The sequence below is a fragment of the Allobosea sp. 05T439 genome, assembly GCF_056396005.1.
On the sequence record NZ_JBFTKP010000051.1, the window covers coordinates 18,390 to 35,632 of the forward strand.

Genomic DNA, 17,243 nt, shown 5'->3' on the forward strand with positions numbered 1-17,243 from the left:
CGGTGAGAGACGCGCTGTCCACGTCTAGGGCAACAGTGGCACCACCGATTTCCCTGCTTAGCCAAGGGTTGCGATTGACGGACGAATCCAACCTTATGGTGCGCGATCAAAAATGCGTGGCGTGCGGGGTAGGTCTGTGGAAGTTGGCGACGCCGAAATCATCCGCGAAATTTTGGCTCCACGGGTATCCCTTCCGTGTCGCGCGGCTCGCTAGTTGCGGGCGCCCGCATTCGCGTGCGGGATGCCGAGTGGGTGGTCGGACACGTCGAGCGTGGCTCGATATCGGGAGCCGTTGTCCATGCGAAGGGCCTGTCCGGCATCGTCCGGGATAAAGAGGCAATCTTCGTAGCTGAGGTTGAAAGCAGGCGGGGAAACGGCATCTTCGTCGTCGATCCTGCGGACGTGACGTTGGTCGCAGATCAATCCGCAGGCTATGCGGACACGTTACTTCATCTGGAAGCCGCGCTTCGGAAATCGGCGCCGACAGGAGAGGCCATCCAGGTTGCCGGCAAAGCGGCGATTGATGACCTGGATTTCCAACTCGACCCCATTCGCCTTGCACTGAAAGCCCCGCGGGCCCGCATCCTCATCGGCGACGACGTCGGCCTGGGAAAGACACTAGAAGCAGGACTGCTGGCATCGGAGCTCATCCTCAGGCGACGAGCGAAGCGCATCCTGGTCGTGGCCACCAAGGCCATGCTGACCCAGTTCCAGCAGGAGTTCTGGACGCGCTTCTCCGTGCCCCTGGTGAAGATCGATAGCGATAGGATCCGTCAGATCCGGGCACGCATCCCGCTCAATCACAACCCCTTCGATCAGTTCGAGAAGGCGATCATCTCCGTCGATACGCTCAAGAACGACCATCAGTACCGAACCGCCTTGGAGAATGCTTGGTGGGATCTGATCATCATCGATGAAGCCCATAACGTCGCCGAGCGCAAAGGAGCCGGCGGCGTCAGTCAGCGCAGCCAGCTGGCTGATCGTCTCGCATCGAGATCTGATGCCCTGATCCTGATGTCGGCGACGCCGCATGACGGCTCCCGGAGGAGCTTCGCCAGCTTGATGCGAATGCTCGATCCGACCTCGATCGCGAACCCCGACAAATACGGTCCCGACGACATCAAGGGGCTGTTCGTCCGCCGATTCCGCACAAGTCCCGCTGTTGCGGCGGCATTGAATAGCAAGGTGCAGAAGCGCGTTACCGACCGGATCAATTTCGCTCCATCGGTGGAAGAGGAGGCCGCMTACGAGGTATTGGCGAACCTCGATCTCCAAGAGGACAGGACCGCACGCAATCGCGGTCATAGACTGTTCAAGACGCTTTTGGAGAAAGCCTTGTTTTCCAGTCCCGCGGCATGCGCGGAGACACTGGAGAAGCGGATCGCGAACCTCCGGAAGGAGGGATCGACCGCCTCATTGAAGGATGCCGTTGAGCTCGACAAGCTCCTTGATGCCGTCAAGGCGATCGGCGTCGACGAGTTCTCCAAGTATCAGCGACTTCGCAAACTGATCGCCGACATGAGATGGTCGCCTCGCAAGAAGGACGACCGGATCGTCATTTTCTCGGAACGTATCGCAACGCTCGAATGGCTCGCCAAGCAGCTGCGGGATCATCTCGGGTTGAACGAAGACCAGGTAAAGACACTTCACGCCAGCGGGGCAGATGGCGACCGGAAGGCGCAGCAAACCGTCGCAGATTTCGGGCTTGAACGATCCCCGATCCGCATCCTGCTGGCCTCGGACATGGCATCGGAGGGCCTAAACCTCCACTACCTGTCGCACAAGCTGATCCATTTCGACATCCCTTGGGCGCTGCTGACGTTTCAGCAGAGGAATGGCCGCATCGATCGCTACGGGCAGGAGCGGCAGCCCCACGTCTCGTATCTGGTCGCGACGCCGGTCCAGCCCAAGATTCGCGGGGACCTGCGCGTCCTGGACCGGCTGATCGAGAAGGACGAGGCCGCACAGGATAGCATCCGCGACCCGTCAGCGTTCCTTGGGACGAACGACGAGCAGGAACAGGAAGACGTGGTCGCGCGCGCGATCGAGGACGGTGTCTCCGCCGAGCAGTTCGACATGGAAATGGACGCCCGGGCGGAAGCGACGGACGCCTCCGCCGAGGACGCCTACGCCGCGCTGGAGGCATTCTTCGATCAGGCGCAGTCCGAGAGCCCAGTGGCCACGCCGGCGGTCCTCCCAGCCGGCCGGCCTTCTGTGTTCGCTTCCACTTTCGCCTTCACGCGAGCGGCCCTGGAGCGCGTCCAGGAGCCCCATGGCGGCCTTCGGTTCGAGGTAGACGAGCAGGACCGAGTAATCACCTTGCGGATACCGGACGACTTCCGCGAACGATCCGACTATGGCGGGCGTGCCGGGAGGGCGATCGATCCGCGTTTCATGCCGCCCGAGGCGGAACCACAGGACGGTCGGGTCCGCCTAACGGACAACCGCTCGCTCATGAACGACCGCATTCGCTCGTCGCGGCAGGGCACGKGCGGAGGATGGCCGGAGTTTCAATACCTTTGGGACGTTCACCCCGCCGTGGACTGGCTCTCGGACAAGATCGGCGGCGTGTTCGGCAGACAGAATGCCCCCGTTGCAAGGTTGATCGGTCTCCTCGCGCCCGACGAGACGGCGTTCGTGTTCAATGGCGTAGTGCCCAACTTGAAGGGCCAACCGCTCGTCGATGAATGGCCCGTCGTCATTTTCTCCGGATCTAATTTCGTGCGCGTCGAAGCTGCGGCGGAATTCCTGGAGAGAGCGGCGCTCGGAGCGCGCGACGTGCCGAACATCGGTGAGACGCGGGTGGACGATGCCCAGACGCTTGTCGAGGCAGCGGTTGGCAGGGCTCAGACATTCGTCCACGAGACCCGCAAGAAGTTTCAAAGCGATCTGGACGACGACCTGCTGGCCTTGATCGAGAGGCGGGACACCCTGCTCGGTCGCCATCGCAAGCGCATCGTCGACCTGTTCGAAGGCAAGGAAGAGAACGCCATCCAGCGCAGCAGGAAAGCCAAGGAAGAGGCGAAGGTCGAGCGCGAGTTCAAGTCCTGGTGGGACTGGATCGAGAAGACGCGCCAGACGCCTGAAGATCCCAATCCGTATGTCCGTCTCGTCGCCGTGTTTCGAGGTTGAGTGATGCCCATTGATCTCGCCGGTATCTCGAACGAGAACGAATTCTATTCCGAGCACTACCTGACCACGATCTTCGAAGGGGACGTCGAGGACACCTTCCGCGAATGGCGCGAGGAGGAGAAGGCTGCCGGCACCCCGCCCAATAAACGGCTGGAGAAGGCCGGGGCGACATGGCGGCGGCTGGCCGCTTCTTACGTCGACGAACGAGACGATCGCAAGCGCCTGCTGATCGGTCGCGAGTTCGTCCATGAATTCTTGGCAGCGGTCGGGTTCGAGCGTCATTCGGAGCTCGTTGCCGATGCCGAAGGCAAACTGCTCCCAGTMCTCGCGCGACGTTTCAACCTGGATGGGCGAGATGCCGTTTGGGCCATTGAGGTCCCGTCGCCGGCAGGAGCTGATTTCGAGCTAGATCTGCTTCAGGTTCGCTTCAGGTGCGAGCAGTTTGAAGGCATCGAGACTGCCGAGGACATTTCGAAGCGAAGGAAAGATACCGCAGAGGCGGCGATCGTAAAGGGCGTCTTCGCGCTCGAAGCGCCGCCTCGTTTCGTCATCCTCCTCAGCATGTCACAGGCCGTGCTGATCGATCGGCACAAGTGGTCGGACAGCCGGCTTCTGAGATTCCGGTTCGCCGAGATCTTCGGCCGGGCCGAAGCCACCACGATTGGGGTCACCGCTGCCCTGTTGCACGCCAATTCCCTGGCGCCCGGTGCAGGTCCCTCCCTGATCGACAGGATCGATGAGGAAAGCCATCGCCATGCCTATGGCGTGTCGCAGGATCTGAAATACGCCTTGCGGCAAGCCATTGAGCTGCTCGGGAACGAGGCCGCCTCTCTCATCGTGCAGAGACGGAAATCCCAGCAGAAGGGCGTCTATTCCGGCGATAACGCCCTTGATCCGGGCGTGCTCACGACCGAGTGCCTGCGATACATGTATCGCCTCCTGTTCCTGTTCTTCATCGAGGCGCGCCCCGAGCTTGGGTTCGCTCCCATGAAGTCGAAGGCGTACAGGTTGGGTTACAGCCTGGAGAGCCTGCGCGAGCTTGAACTGCTCCCTCTTCAGTCCGACGAGGACCGGAACGGTCACTTCATATCCGACACGCTGGAAACCTTGTTCGGCATCGTGTTCGAGGGAACGCCGGGCGCCGATGCCACGCAGGGCATGGCAAGCGAGGAGTTCACGTTCCACCCGGTGCGGGCCAGGCTGTTTTCACCCGACGCTATTGGGACTTACCTTCGAGGCCTGCGTTTTCGCAATTCGACAATGCAGCAGATCGTTGCGCTGCTGTCGCTATCGCGCGGCGGCAATAGCCAGCGTCGCGGCCGCATCTCGTATGCGCAGTTGGGCATCTCGCAATTGGGGGCCGTCTACGAATCCCTGCTGTCATTCTCGGGGTTCTTTGCATCAGAAGATCTGTTGGAATTGAAGCCGGCCGGCAAGGCCGCACCTGGTCCGCTGGAGGCTGCATTCTTCACGCCTCGAAGCCGTGCTTCCGAGTTCCGCCCGGACGAGTTCGTCTATCAAGACACAGCTGCGAAGCTCTATCCCAAAGGCACGTTCATCTATCGCCTGGCCGGGCGCCATCGCGAGAATTCGGCCTCATACTACACCCCGGAACCGCTTGCCCGCGTGCTGGTCAAATATGCCCTGAAGGACCTTCTGGCCGGCAAGAAAGCCGATGACATCCTGAAGCTGCGCATCGTCGAGCCGGCCATGGGGTCGGCGGCATTCCTCGTCGAGGTGGTCAACCAACTGACCGACAAGTATCTGGAACTCAAGCAGTCCGAGCTGAAGCGCCGGATTCCCCATGAGCGCTATTCCCTGGAGCGTCAGAAGGTCCGCGCGTATCTGGCCGACAGGAACGTTTTCGGGGTTGACCTCAATCCAGTGGCCGTGGAGCTCGGGCAGGTCTCGCTATGGCTGGACTGCCTGCATGAGGGCGGGTTCGCGCCATGGTTCGAAGACCAGGTGCATGCCGGCAACTCACTGGTCGGCGCGCGTCGGGCCGTCTTCCCGATAGCCTCCTTGAACGCACGTCGCGATGAGGATCGTTGGCACAAGCGCCGCCCCCGAGAGATCGGGTGGTCGGGTGAGCCCAGAAAATCGGACGAGGTCTGGCAATTCCTTCTGCCGGATCCGGGAATGAGTTCCTACGATCCCAAAATCGTGCGCCCCCTCGCGCCGGAGGCTTGGTCGACGTTCGGCGAATGGCGCCGTGACTTCATGAAGCCGCTCGACAAGGACGAGATCGAGACGGCGCAGCGCCTCTCCGGTGTCGTCGACCAACTGTTCGACGATGTGGCTGATCGACTGGAGGACGTCCGGCGAGAGGTGAACGATGACATTGCGATCTGGCCGGCCGAACCGGGTGCCAATGAACGTCACGTCGACTTTCAGGAGAAAATCCGTCGTCTGGCGAGCTTCCAGGGCCAAGGCGTCAAGAACGCGGTGTCATGGCGCCGGCTACGCAGCGCGATGGATGCCTGGTGCGCGCTTTGGTTCTGGCCAATCGACAAGGCCGACGAACTCCCTTCCCGGACGAAGTTCTTCCAGGATCTCGATCTCATCCTCACCCAAGGCGTCGGCAACCAAAAGGTCGTTACGGGGGTTTTCGCAACCGGCTCGCCGCAAGGAAGGTTGTTCGAGACCGTTACGGTCCCTGGCGAAAAAGGCTCGGGCGCCCTCTTCAGGGCCGAGGAGCGCGTAGTCGAGCTACGCCGCAACAATCTGTTCGGCGATGTTGATGTTGATCAACTGGTCGCTGCTTCGCCTTGGCTCCCGACCGCGATGAAGGTCGCCCAGCGCCGCCGCTTCATGCACTTCGACTTGGAGTTCGCCGACGTCATGCGCGAACGTGGCGGGTTCGACCTTGTGATCGGCAACCCCCCGTGGCTGAAGCCGGCTTGGGTCGATGCCAACACCCTGAGCGAGTTTGAGCCAGCTTTCGGTATTCGTGATGTTTCAGCGGCCCAGGTCGAAGCTCTGAAGCCGAAGCTGTTTAGAGAGCACGCTGGGCTTAAGACGTCTTACCTCGAAGACTACGTTGAAACCGGTGGCTTGCAGGCGTTTCTATCGTCTCCTACCTGCTATCCATTTCTGGCTGGCGGTCAGCCTAATCTCTATAAGTGTTTCATGGATCTGGCATTTCGGATTACCGCCAAGGCCGGATGCTCCGCGCTTATTCATCAGGACAACCACCTATCAGATCCTGATGCGGGCATGCTTCGCCGGACTTGGTATCGCCGGATTCGGCGCCACTATCATTTCACAAATGCGATCAGCCGCAGGATGTTTACCGAGGTAAGCCATCGCAAGACGTTTAGCCTCAACATCTATGGGGGACGAGATCAAGAAATTGGGTTCGATCACGCTGCCTCGTTGCTGCTGCCAGCTATGATAGACGAGAGCTATGAGCACGACGGCATCGGACCTGTGCCTGGTCTGAAGCGGCCCGATGGTGATTGGGAGACGAGGGGCCATCGTAAGCGTATTGTTCGCGTGAACGATAAAGTCCTTCAATCGTTTGCATCCGTCATTGAGGATGAAGGTACGCCCTTTGACACAACCCGTTTCCTGTTTCCTTTCTCAAGCGACACATTGGAGATTTTTAAGTCATTTGCTTCCGGCCGCATCTCTTTTTCTGATGCTGCTCGTCCATTTCAGATGAAGCCGCTCTGGCATGAGAGCATAAGCACAAAAAGGGATAAAATTATCGAACATAGAGTATCTTTTCCGTCCTCAGAAAGCGAGGTTATATTGACTGGCGCGTTATTGTACGTTGGGAATCCGTATTATAAATGCCCAGATCGCACGGGGAAATACGAGCTAGAAGTCGATCTTGACGTGATACCGAATAATTACAACTCAAGAAACCATTACGCACGGCTAGCCGACAAGGAAAAATATAATATCAATATTACAAACCTCGGCTGGGACCCCTCTAAGACGCATGTGGACAATTATCGCATTGCTTTCCGAAATATGCTTAGTCCGCCGACAGAGAGAACGCTCATTGCTGCGCTAATTCCGCCAGGGGTCGCGCACGTCAACACTATCGAAAGTTTGGCTTTCCAGGACGAAAGTAAATTGATTAGCTCATATCCTCTTTGGTTATCTCTAGTTTTTGATTTCTTGGTAAAAGCTACCGGCCAGACCCACTTCCGAGAGTCTGGTCTTCGATTCTATCCATGGGTCTCTGTTTCTGACACCGCCAAACATCGTGCGTTGCGTTTGGCTTGTCTTACGCAGCCATATGCTCGTCTATGGGAAGCGCATGCTCACACCTTGGACGTATTGCCATGGTCATCAGATGATGCCCGTTTATCCCTGGAGACGCCGCACGATGCGCGTTCAGCGAGCGCATGGGGCCGCGATGTTGCGTTACGCTCCGACTTTGGAAGGCGGCAGGCACTTGTCGAAATCGATGTGTTGGTTGCGCAGGCGCTGGGGCTGACAGTTGAGCAACTGATCGAAATGTATCGAACCCAATTTTCCGTTCTCGATGAGAACGAGCGTGGCACCTGGTACGATCAAAAAGGCCGCATCGTATGGACCTGCTCGAAGGGGTTAAGCGGCGTCGGATGGCGCAAGCCCGACGGCAAGAAGCCCAGCGGACGCGAGTGGCTGGATTCCTATGCTCAGCTGGGCGCCGGTCAAAGTCTTGAGTGCGATCTGCCGATCGAGTTCCTAGCCGACGGCCCTCAAACAGTCCGCCGTACATTCAAAGCGCCGTTCACTACCTGTGATCGCGAGGCGGACTATCGGACGGCCTGGGCCTTCTTCGAGGCAAATGCGCAGATGAAGGCCGCCTAGACATGCTTCCCTCCATCCTTGCGCGTCAGGTCCGCGACGGCGTCGAAGATCAACTTCGGGCATCGTTCTCGCCGTMTTCGAAGGCGTTCGAAAACATCATCGAGGTGTTCCTCGAAGAGCCGGAAGCTCTCGTCAAAGGGCCGTGGCTCTCCCTCGACATGCCATTCCGACGCAGCACGAAGGACGGGGAATTCTTCCCGGACATCCCGCTCGGTTTCAAGCCCTACCGGCATCAGGAGCGGGCGTTCGAGCGCTTGTCGGGCGCGCAGCGTCAATCGACGTTGGTTGCGACTGGAACGGGGTCCGGGAAAACGGAGTGCTTCCTCCTCCCGATCCTGGATAGCTGCGCGAAGCACAAAGGCGAGCCAGGCGTCAAGGCGATCATCATCTATCCGATGAATGCGCTTGCAAGCGACCAAGCCCGGCGTATCGCAAGGCTAATCGCCCGCAACCCAAGACTGAATGGGCTGACGGTCGGCATCTATGCCGATCAGCGCCCCAGTTTCCCGCAATCCGTCATGACCGAGACAGGCGTGATCGACGCCCGCGACGCCCTGGTGAAGAACCCGCCGGACATACTCCTGACCAACTACAAGATGCTCGACTACATGCTCGTCCGGCCTGACGAGCGCGAGATCTGGGAGAGGAACCGGCCAGAGACGCTACGCCATCTCATCGTCGATGAGCTCCATACGTTCGATGGCGCACAGGGCACCGACCTAGCGAGCCTGATCCGTCGCCTGAAGGCGCGACTGAACATGCGGCGCGGCAACTTGTGCTGCGTGGGCACCTCCGCGACCCTGGGCGGTCCCGAGGCGATCGAGGAGCTCGTCGCATATGCGGGCGAGATCTTCGACGAGCCCTTCGACGCCTCATCCGTGGTCCTGGAGGATCGTCAATCGGTCACGGAATACCTGGAACATATCCATGTGACGGATCTGGAGGTACCGAAGGATACCGACCTGGGGGATGTCTTCCTGAGGATCGACGATCTCAGTCCTGATGCCCTGATCCGCGAGACGTTTGCTCTCTGGTTCGGGACAGAGGCGCCGGGCGATGTGTCGGATGCCGAATGGCGAGTTGCTCTGGGCGAGATGCTAGATGGGCACGCCTTTTTCCAGACCTTGCTCAAGATCCTCAAGGGGCGTCCGACTTCGTATGGGATCATCGCCGGCGAATTGCGACGGAACAAGCTCTATCGTCGGCTCCAGGATGAGCACCTCGTTGGGCTGATCGACACTATCGCCGTTCTGGTCGCCCATGCTCGCCGCACCTATCCAGATGTGCGCGACGGGAATGGTCAGCTCATCCCCATCCCGTTCTTCAGCGTGCGACACCAGCTCTGGATACGCGAACTTCGGCGTATGGTGGCGAACGTGGATGTCGACCCCCGACTCCAGCACCACGACGATCTGGGGATAGAAGAACAGCGCCGGGCTCTTCCCGTMATCCATTGCCGGTCTTGCGGCGGCGCCGGCTGGGCGACCGTCGCACCGAACGACGAACGCCGTTCCCTAGCGGCCGAACTGAAGGACGTCTACGCCAGCTATTTCGGTTACTCGGATCGGCTGCGTTTCGTGTTCCGCGAACCGCCCGTGGCCCGCTCCAAGCGCAAGGTCGCAGGACAGACCCGCCAAGCTTGGTTGTGTACCGTATGCCTTACGCCTCACTACGGCGAAGAGCAGCCTGATAGTGGATGCCGCTCCTGCCGTAGCCCGACAGACGGCTTGATCCAGGTCTATATCCACAAACCGGGCCGCCTGACCGAAGACAGCTTTCGCATCGATCATGATTGCACTTTTTGCAGCGCTCCCAGTGGGCTCGGAATTCTCGGCGCACAGTCGGTAACGCTGGTGAGCGGCATGGTCGCAACCATGTTCGGCTCGGATCACAACGATGATCCCAAGCTGCTGACGTTCTCGGATTCCGTTCAGGACGCAGCACATCGGGCAGCCGTTTTTCAGGCCAGGAACGCGACGAATGTTTTCCGGGCCGGGCTATCCCGATTTGTTTGCGAAGCCGTCGATCCAGATCTTGACATCATCGGTAGCAAGGCGCCGGCGGCGATGAAGGCCGCCCTTGGCGAAGACACGTCCGATGCGGACTACGTTGCAACGTACCTGCCAGCCGACATGGCTTGGCGGAGGGATTACCAGACCCTACTGACCGAAGACGGGCTACCCGCCAAATCCGAACTCCCGGTCTATTTGGGCGAGAGGCTGGCATGGGACAGCTTCGCCGAGCTCACGTTCAGGTCGCGGCTCGGCGCCACCATCGAACGAACGGGGCTCGTCGCTCCCCATGTCGACCTCATGCTGCTTGAGCCCCTCTGCGGTGAAATCGCCGTCCGGCTTCAGGACGAACTCCCGATAGCGGCGGGCGTACTTTCCGACGACGAGATCTTGCGCTTCCTGGTCGGGATGCTCGACCACATGCGGGCGCGCGGCGCCGTGGTKAACAGCATCACCAGTCTCTACGTGCAACGCGAGGCGAATTGGTTCGCCGTGATGAAGTCGCACCCGCAGGGTCAATCACTCCCACGTTACGCCCCCGGCGCCCCGAAGCCACTGTTCCCGTCCAACCGGGTGTTGCAGGGGTTCGAGCCCGTAGCGAACGGCACGGCTGGTGGGTGGTATGTGCCTTGGTTCCTTAAGTGGTTTGACCGGGAGATGCCTCTGACAGGAGAGGTCTATCGAGATTTCTACGAACTGATTTTCCGTGTTCTGGACCACAGGGGAATCGTCCAGAGACTTCCGGTCGGGACTGACAAGGAGATCTCGGCCAGCTGTGCCTGGGGTCTCCGCCCTCAGGTGGTTCGAGTGTTCGCCAAGACCGCGTTGGTGCGGTGCGACGCATGCGGGAACAAGCATCATATTCCCGAGGATTACGTCGAGGCATGGGACGGCATGCGATGCACCCGCGTTGGGTGCGACGGCCGTCTCGCTGTCGCGGAAGATGGTCTTCGAACGCGATTCCGCACCCGCATCATGACGAAGGGCCGGATCACGCGCGTGATCGCGGCCGAGCATACCAGCCTGTTGAGCCGGGAGAGCCGGCAGCTGGTCGAGCAACGTTTCATGACCGCTGACCGAAAGTCTTGGTATCCGAACCTCCTCGCCGCCACCCCGACGCTGGAGATGGGTATCAACATCGGCGATCTCTCGACCTTGGTTCTCTGCTCCGTGCCCCCAGAGCAAGCCAATTACGTACAGCGCATCGGCCGGACCGGTCGGCGGGACGGAAACTCGCTGAACGTCACGGTCGCAACCGCCCGTCCCCATGACATGTGGTATTGGATCGACCCAGAGGAGATGATCTCGGGCAAGGTCCGCACACCCGGCGTTCACCTGAAAGCCGTGTCGATTCTGAAGCGCCAGTTCGCCGCCTACACGCTCGATCGCTGGGTGGCCGAGGCCGGACAGGGCGTTCGGAGCTACGGCAAGCTTCGCGATGCGCTCAACGGCATTGCCGTGGGCAACAAGAATGCATTCCCCCTTTACTGGTTCGATTTCATCGAGAAACACGCGACCAGCCTGTTCGAGGGATTCTGCCTGCTCTTCCCGAAATTGAGGGAAGATCCCGAGGCGCTTGAGGCGTTGCATGTCTTCGCCCATGGCGGCGATGGCGACAGGCTTAGCCATGTCGTCGCCAACGAGTTCAGCGACGCAAAGAACGAGATGCAGTCGATCCAGCAGAGGGTCGACGCATCCTCCGCGATGACGAAGAAGCTGAAGGCGGAACAGCCGCCACAGACGGATCTCGCAGAGAGGCTTGTCGCACTTTCCCGCGAGAAGCTATCGCTCCAACAGATCAGGCGGGACATCGGCGAAGCTGACATCGTCGGATTCCTAACCGACCGTGGCATCCTGCCCAATTACATGTTCCCTGAACAGGGCGTGACGTTGAAATCAGTGCTCTATCGGTCGGAGATCGCTGGGGACGGCGAAAAGGCGCCGACTATCACCGACTACATGCGGCCCGCCGCATCCGCACTAGCGGAGTTCGCTCCGAACAACCTCTTCTATGCCGATAGCCGAAAGCTCAAGATTGACCAGGTCGATCTTTCAGCCTCGCCGATCGAGCATTGGCGGGTCTGCCCAGACTGCACCCACATAGCCTTGGCCCAAGCTGAGACTACGGATGTCGGCTGCCCGTCCTGCGGATCGGCCATGTGGGCCGACAAGGGCGCACGGCGGCCGATGATCCGATTGAAGCAGGTCTATGCGGTTGGGACCGAGCGGAACTCCCGCATCGGCGACGACGGCGACGAGCGTGAGACTCGGTACTTCGACAGGGACTACCTCCCTGCCTTCGAAAAAGGGCAGATCGGCGATGCCTATGCCGTCGACGACGGTGCAAGGCCATTCGCCTTCGAGCACCTGCGCCGTTGCACGTTCAGGGAGGTCAACTTCGGCGAGAACGGCGACGCCCCCTCCGGCCAGAAGGTCGCCGGCCAGCGACGCCAAGGTCACGGCTTCTCGCTTTGCCGTGCCTGCGGCAGGGTCCAGGATCCTTTCGAGCTACGCCGTCTCCGCCGGGCAGGCTCCGACAAGGGGCTTCACCTGCCGCGGTGCCAGGAGGTCAATTCGGAAAGCGAGGACACCTACATTTCCGTCGTCTACCTGTATCGCGAGTTCACCTCGGAGGCGATCCGCTTCCTTCTGCCGCTGGCCTCGACGACAGACCACGATGCCGTGAAATCGCTTCGCTCAGCCATGGATCTCGGCTTGCGGCTGCACTTCAAGGGGAAGGTGGATCACCTCAAGACCTCTCTGGTCGAAACCAGCGAGGGTCCGCTGACCCGGCGTTATCTCTACCTCTACGATACCATCCCCGGCGGGACCGGCTATCTGAAGCAGCTGGCGACCCGACCTGACGAGATGAAGGACGTGTTCGCGCTGGCGATGGCGCACATGCGTGAGTGCGTCTGCAACCCCGACCCGCGGAAGGATGGATGCCCGCGTTGCATTCGCTCGCACGCTTCGACGTTTGGAAGCGGCGTCGTTTCAAGGGACACGGCGATCCGGATCATCGCCGAGATACTCGGCGACTGGGACAAGCTGCGCCGTATTGAGGGCGTCGACAGCGTCAAGATGAACAGGGCGCTGGAAAGCGAGCTGGAGGCGATGTTCGTGCGCCGTTTCAGCGAGATCGTGAGAAACGGCGGCGGGAAATTCGTGTCCTCGGTCGTTGGCGGCCAACCAGGCTATTTCATCAAGCTGGGTTCGGGGGAGTGGCATCTTCAGCCCCAAGTCGAGCTTCACAAGCGCTTTTCGAACGTTCCCACCACGCGCGCCGACTTCGTCCTGTGGCCGGCCATTCCCGTCCCGGGAACGAAACCGATCGCGATCTATCTCGACGGTTGGGAATGGCATCGCGACCGCATTCCGGAAGATCTGAAACTGCGGCAGGAGCTCCAGCGCTCCGGTCACGTCCTGGTATGGTCGATGACCTGGGATGACGTCGAGCGGCCCCCAGACAACGGCAAGAAGCACTATTGGGAACCGATCGGCGCCTTGCCCGAAGAGAGGTTATGTCTTCTCAACGGTGGAGCCGAGGGGGTCGCCGCCCTGACGACGCTGTTGGAAGCCTCATCGTTCGCTCAATTCATCCGCTACGTCGAACGGCCCGATGTCGCGCACTGGGCGAACGCTTCGACCGCATTGTCGACGGCGTTCTTCCTGCTGGGCATGCAGGCGGGCAAAGCCGCGAATGCCGGCGAGGTCATTGAGGGGTTCGCCGGAGAACAGGGCGCTGCGACGCTCAAGATCCCATCGGGCGCCATGCTAGGCCTCGTTGAGGCGCCAGGTATCGGTTGCGTGTCCGTCGCGGTCGAGAAGAGCTGGAAACCGCCCTCCTGGCCCCGCTCGGATTCCATGGCGACGGTTCTAGGATTTGAACATCGTCTCCAGTTTTCCGCTGCGGCGAAGAAGGCTTGGAGTGGAGCGCTCAGGCTTCTCAACCTGCTTCAGTTCGGAGGCCCATTCTATGTCGGATGCGCCGAGGGCATGGCCCTCGGTCCTGCGGCTCCCCCGGCCGCATCGGATACGGGTGCGCAGTCCGGCGCATGGGCTGAGGTTGAAGCGCTGGTCTTGTCGGAGCTCTTACCGCTGATCAGCAAGCTTAAGCGGCGGACGCCGCCTATGGCGCCTCCGGAGGCCTTGTATGAGGTCGCCGATGACACCGGCGCCGTTCTGGGGACGCTCGAACTGGCTTGGCCGGACCGCAAGGTCGGCTTGGTTATGGACCCTGACCTGCTAGACCAGTTCCCTGGGTGGACGATCGTCGTGTTCTCGGGAGCCGACAACCTGTTTGAAGACGACGCTGTTGGAGTGGCGGCCGAATGACACGCAAACCCGACGTCCACATCATGATCGATGCGCTTCTGTCCCAGAACCGTCTGCCTCGGGCGGTCCAGGACAAGGCGGCCAAGCTCATCCTGAAGCTCAAGAACGATCCCTCGGCCAACGGTATCAACTTCGAGAGCATCGAGGGCGCTCGCGATCGGCACATGAAATCGGCCAGGATCGACCAGGCCCATCGCGCCATCATCTACGACCGCGGCGGCGCCTTGATCGTGCTGTGGATCGACAAGCACGATGACGCCTATGACTGGGCACGAGACCGCGTCATTGACGTCAATCCTCTGACGTCCTCGGTCCAGGTCACGGACATGCGCCTGGTCGCGGCAACCCCTCATGCCCAACCGGATGCCGCGCATGCCAGCGCGCCCCGTTTCGCGGCCTATTCGGATTCCGACCTGATCTCGGTTGGTGTGCCCGAAGCGCTATTGCCGGCTATTCGCGCCATCGTCACGGATGACGAGCTGGAAGCCGGGAAATCCGGCATCCCCGCGGACGCTTACGACGCGCTCGTCTGCCTCGCCGCCGGCTATTCGGTCGAGGAAACGCTCGGCGAGTTGGAGCGCGCCCAGAGTCCCAGCGTGTCGACGGACGACTTCGCCGCCGCCTTGAAGACGCCAGAGAGCCAGCGGTCGTTCTGGTTCGCGGTAGATGACGACGAGCTTCAGAAAGTGCTCGACGAGCCCCTCGAATTCTGGCGCGTCTTCCTGCATCCGTCGCAGCGCAAGTTGGTCGATCGGCGCTGGAATGGCCCGGTCCTGGTTCGTGGTGGCGCTGGCACGGGCAAGACGGTGGTCGCCATGCACCGGGCACGCTATCTCGCCGACCGTCTCAACGTGACCAAGGACAAGCTCGGCAAGATCCTGTTCACGACCTTCACATCCAATCTCGCCGCTGACGTGCAGTCCAACCTGACCAATCTGTGCAGCACTGAGCAGATGGCCCGCATAGAGGTCCTTCATCTGGATGCCTGGGTGACGGACTTCCTTCGTCGGCAGGGGTACAAGCGCGAGATCCTCTACTCGGACGACCAACGCCAAAAGGACGCCTGGGATGCGGCCTTGCAGTCCCATGGGAGCAACATCGGGCTGAGCCCGTGCTTCCTCAAGGATGAATGGCGTCAGATCGTCCAGGCGAACGGCATCTCGGATTTGCCGGGTTATCTCCGAGCGCAGCGAGCCGGTCGCGGCACGCCGATCGACCGGAAGACCCGCGAGAAGGTCTGGGCCGTCTTCGCGGCCTATCGGGCAAGACTCGACGAGGAAGAGCTATCCGAGCCGGAAGATGCCTATCGCCATGCCCGGGAAATCCTGCTCGCCAAGCCGACAATGCTGCCCTACAGGGGGATCGTCGTCGACGAGGCCCAGGATCTCGGAGCCGAGGCGTTTAGGCTCCTGGCCGAGCTAGCCCCCAAAGCCGAGGGGGTGGCCGCGCCGGACAGCATCTTTGTCGTCGGCGACGCGCATCAGCGGATCTACGGCCGTCGTGCCGGCCTGACTAAATGCGGCATCAATGTCCGCGGCCGCAGCCGAAAGCTGCTCATCTGTTACCGCACCTCCGATGAGATCCGCCGTTTCGCGGAGGCGATCATCCAAGGCGTGACCGTCGACGACCTTGATGATGCGACGGATAACCTCAAGGGGTACCGGAGCCTGTTTCATGGCCCCGAGCCCGAGATTGCCGTGAGCTCGTCCTCGGACGATCAGATCGCTGCGCTGGTTCAATGGATCGAGCGCTGCAAGGCCGACGGCATCGACGAAAGCGAGGTCTGCGTGCTGGCCAGGACGAACGAGCTGGTCAAGGCCGCCGCGGATGCACTCAAGGCTCGTGATCTGAAGGTTTCCCTGCTGGCGCGCAAGCAAGCGGATGACCGTCGTCGGCCCGGCATTCGGCTGGGCACGATGCACCGCGCCAAGGGACTGGAATTCGCGGCTGTCGCCATCGTGGATGCGAACGAGGATGTCATTCCTCCGCGCTGGCTGATCGAGGGCGCGCCCGATGCCGCCATTCGGAAATCGCTTGTCGATGCCGAGAAAGCGTTGCTGCACGTGTCCGCCACCCGCGCCAAGAAGCGACTGCTCGTAGCGACCTCTGGACCCGCGAGCGACCTGATCACGGTCCTGGCGGGCGCCGGTTCCCGCACACGGAAGGCAGCATGATGCGAGCGGCCCTGTTGCCCCTATGCGCGACCGCAATTTCTGGCCGCATGATCGCAGCCCCTGCGATGGCGGCCGGGGATTTCCCGGTTTCCTCCTGCAAGTCCTGGAACGCGACCGTCATCGAGCGGGAGGGCATCGATTCCGGCGGCGCCATGATGAAGGGCATCATCACCAAGGCGGACCTTCAGGAGTATTGCGAACGATCCGGGCGGACAGACAAGACAATACGGTGGCAAGCCGACTGTCGGCCAGTGCGTAGCTAGCTACCTCAAGTCAGAAACTCGATCGAAACTCGTTGCCAAAGCGAACTGTCAAGCGGGAACGATCGCATTCCAATACGGCTCTAAGGAGCCACTTCAAGCGAGGTTCCCGCTACGATTAGGCGCCGACAGATCGTGCGCTTCAGGCAACCCTCCGCTGATCGCTCAGTTCAAGATCCTGTGCCCCAAGGCGGCTGGACGCATGCGTTGGGAGTAGCGCTACCAACGCGTTCAGCTGTCGCCGGTTCGAACAAAGCTCTAGATAGCGTCGCCAAGGGTTGTTTGCATCGAATGGTCGGATGACCGAGCTCTAATCCCGCTGCAGGTCCCCGATCAGGGCGTCCCAATAATATTCCGCTGCCCCCTCKAACGTGCGGATTCCGATTCATTCCGGCCGGGTATTCCGATTTGAAGCCGGCCACCGTTCCGATCTGATGTCGGCCACCATTCCGATTTGAAGCCGGCCGGGGTTCCGATCAATCCCCGGCCGGCTTCCGGAGAGTTTGGCGTTTTCGTTTGGG

At 60.8% G+C, this 17,243-nt stretch carries 4 protein-coding genes; all 4 read left to right on the plus strand.

Annotation, left to right across the window (positions count from 1 at the left end):
• The first annotated feature begins 195 nt into the window (after window positions 1-195).
• Genes AC1DIO_RS31495 through AC1DIO_RS31510 form a run of 4 tightly spaced genes read left to right on the plus strand, consistent with a single transcriptional unit; the run spans window position 196 to window position 16,462 of the window.
• Window positions 196-3,132, plus strand: a complete 2,937-nt coding sequence (locus AC1DIO_RS31495) for a helicase-related protein (RefSeq protein ID WP_476854629.1) — start codon at window positions 196-198, stop codon at window positions 3,130-3,132.
• A gap of 3 nt (window positions 3,133-3,135) precedes the next feature.
• Window positions 3,136-7,941: a DNA methyltransferase family protein gene (locus AC1DIO_RS31500; RefSeq protein ID WP_476854630.1), complete on the plus strand. Its 4,806-nt coding sequence runs from the start codon at window positions 3,136-3,138 to the stop codon at window positions 7,939-7,941.
• Window positions 7,942-7,943: 2 nt separating this feature from the next.
• Window positions 7,944-14,288: a DEAD/DEAH box helicase gene (locus tag AC1DIO_RS31505; protein ID WP_476854631.1), complete on the plus strand. Its 6,345-nt coding sequence runs from the start codon at window positions 7,944-7,946 to the stop codon at window positions 14,286-14,288.
• Entirely contained in the window at window positions 14,285-16,462 is a 2,178-nt protein-coding gene (locus AC1DIO_RS31510; RefSeq protein WP_476854632.1) for a UvrD-helicase domain-containing protein, read from the plus strand. Before AC1DIO_RS31505 ends, AC1DIO_RS31510 begins: the two co-directional genes overlap by 4 nt.
• Window positions 16,463-17,243 lie beyond the last annotated feature (781 nt).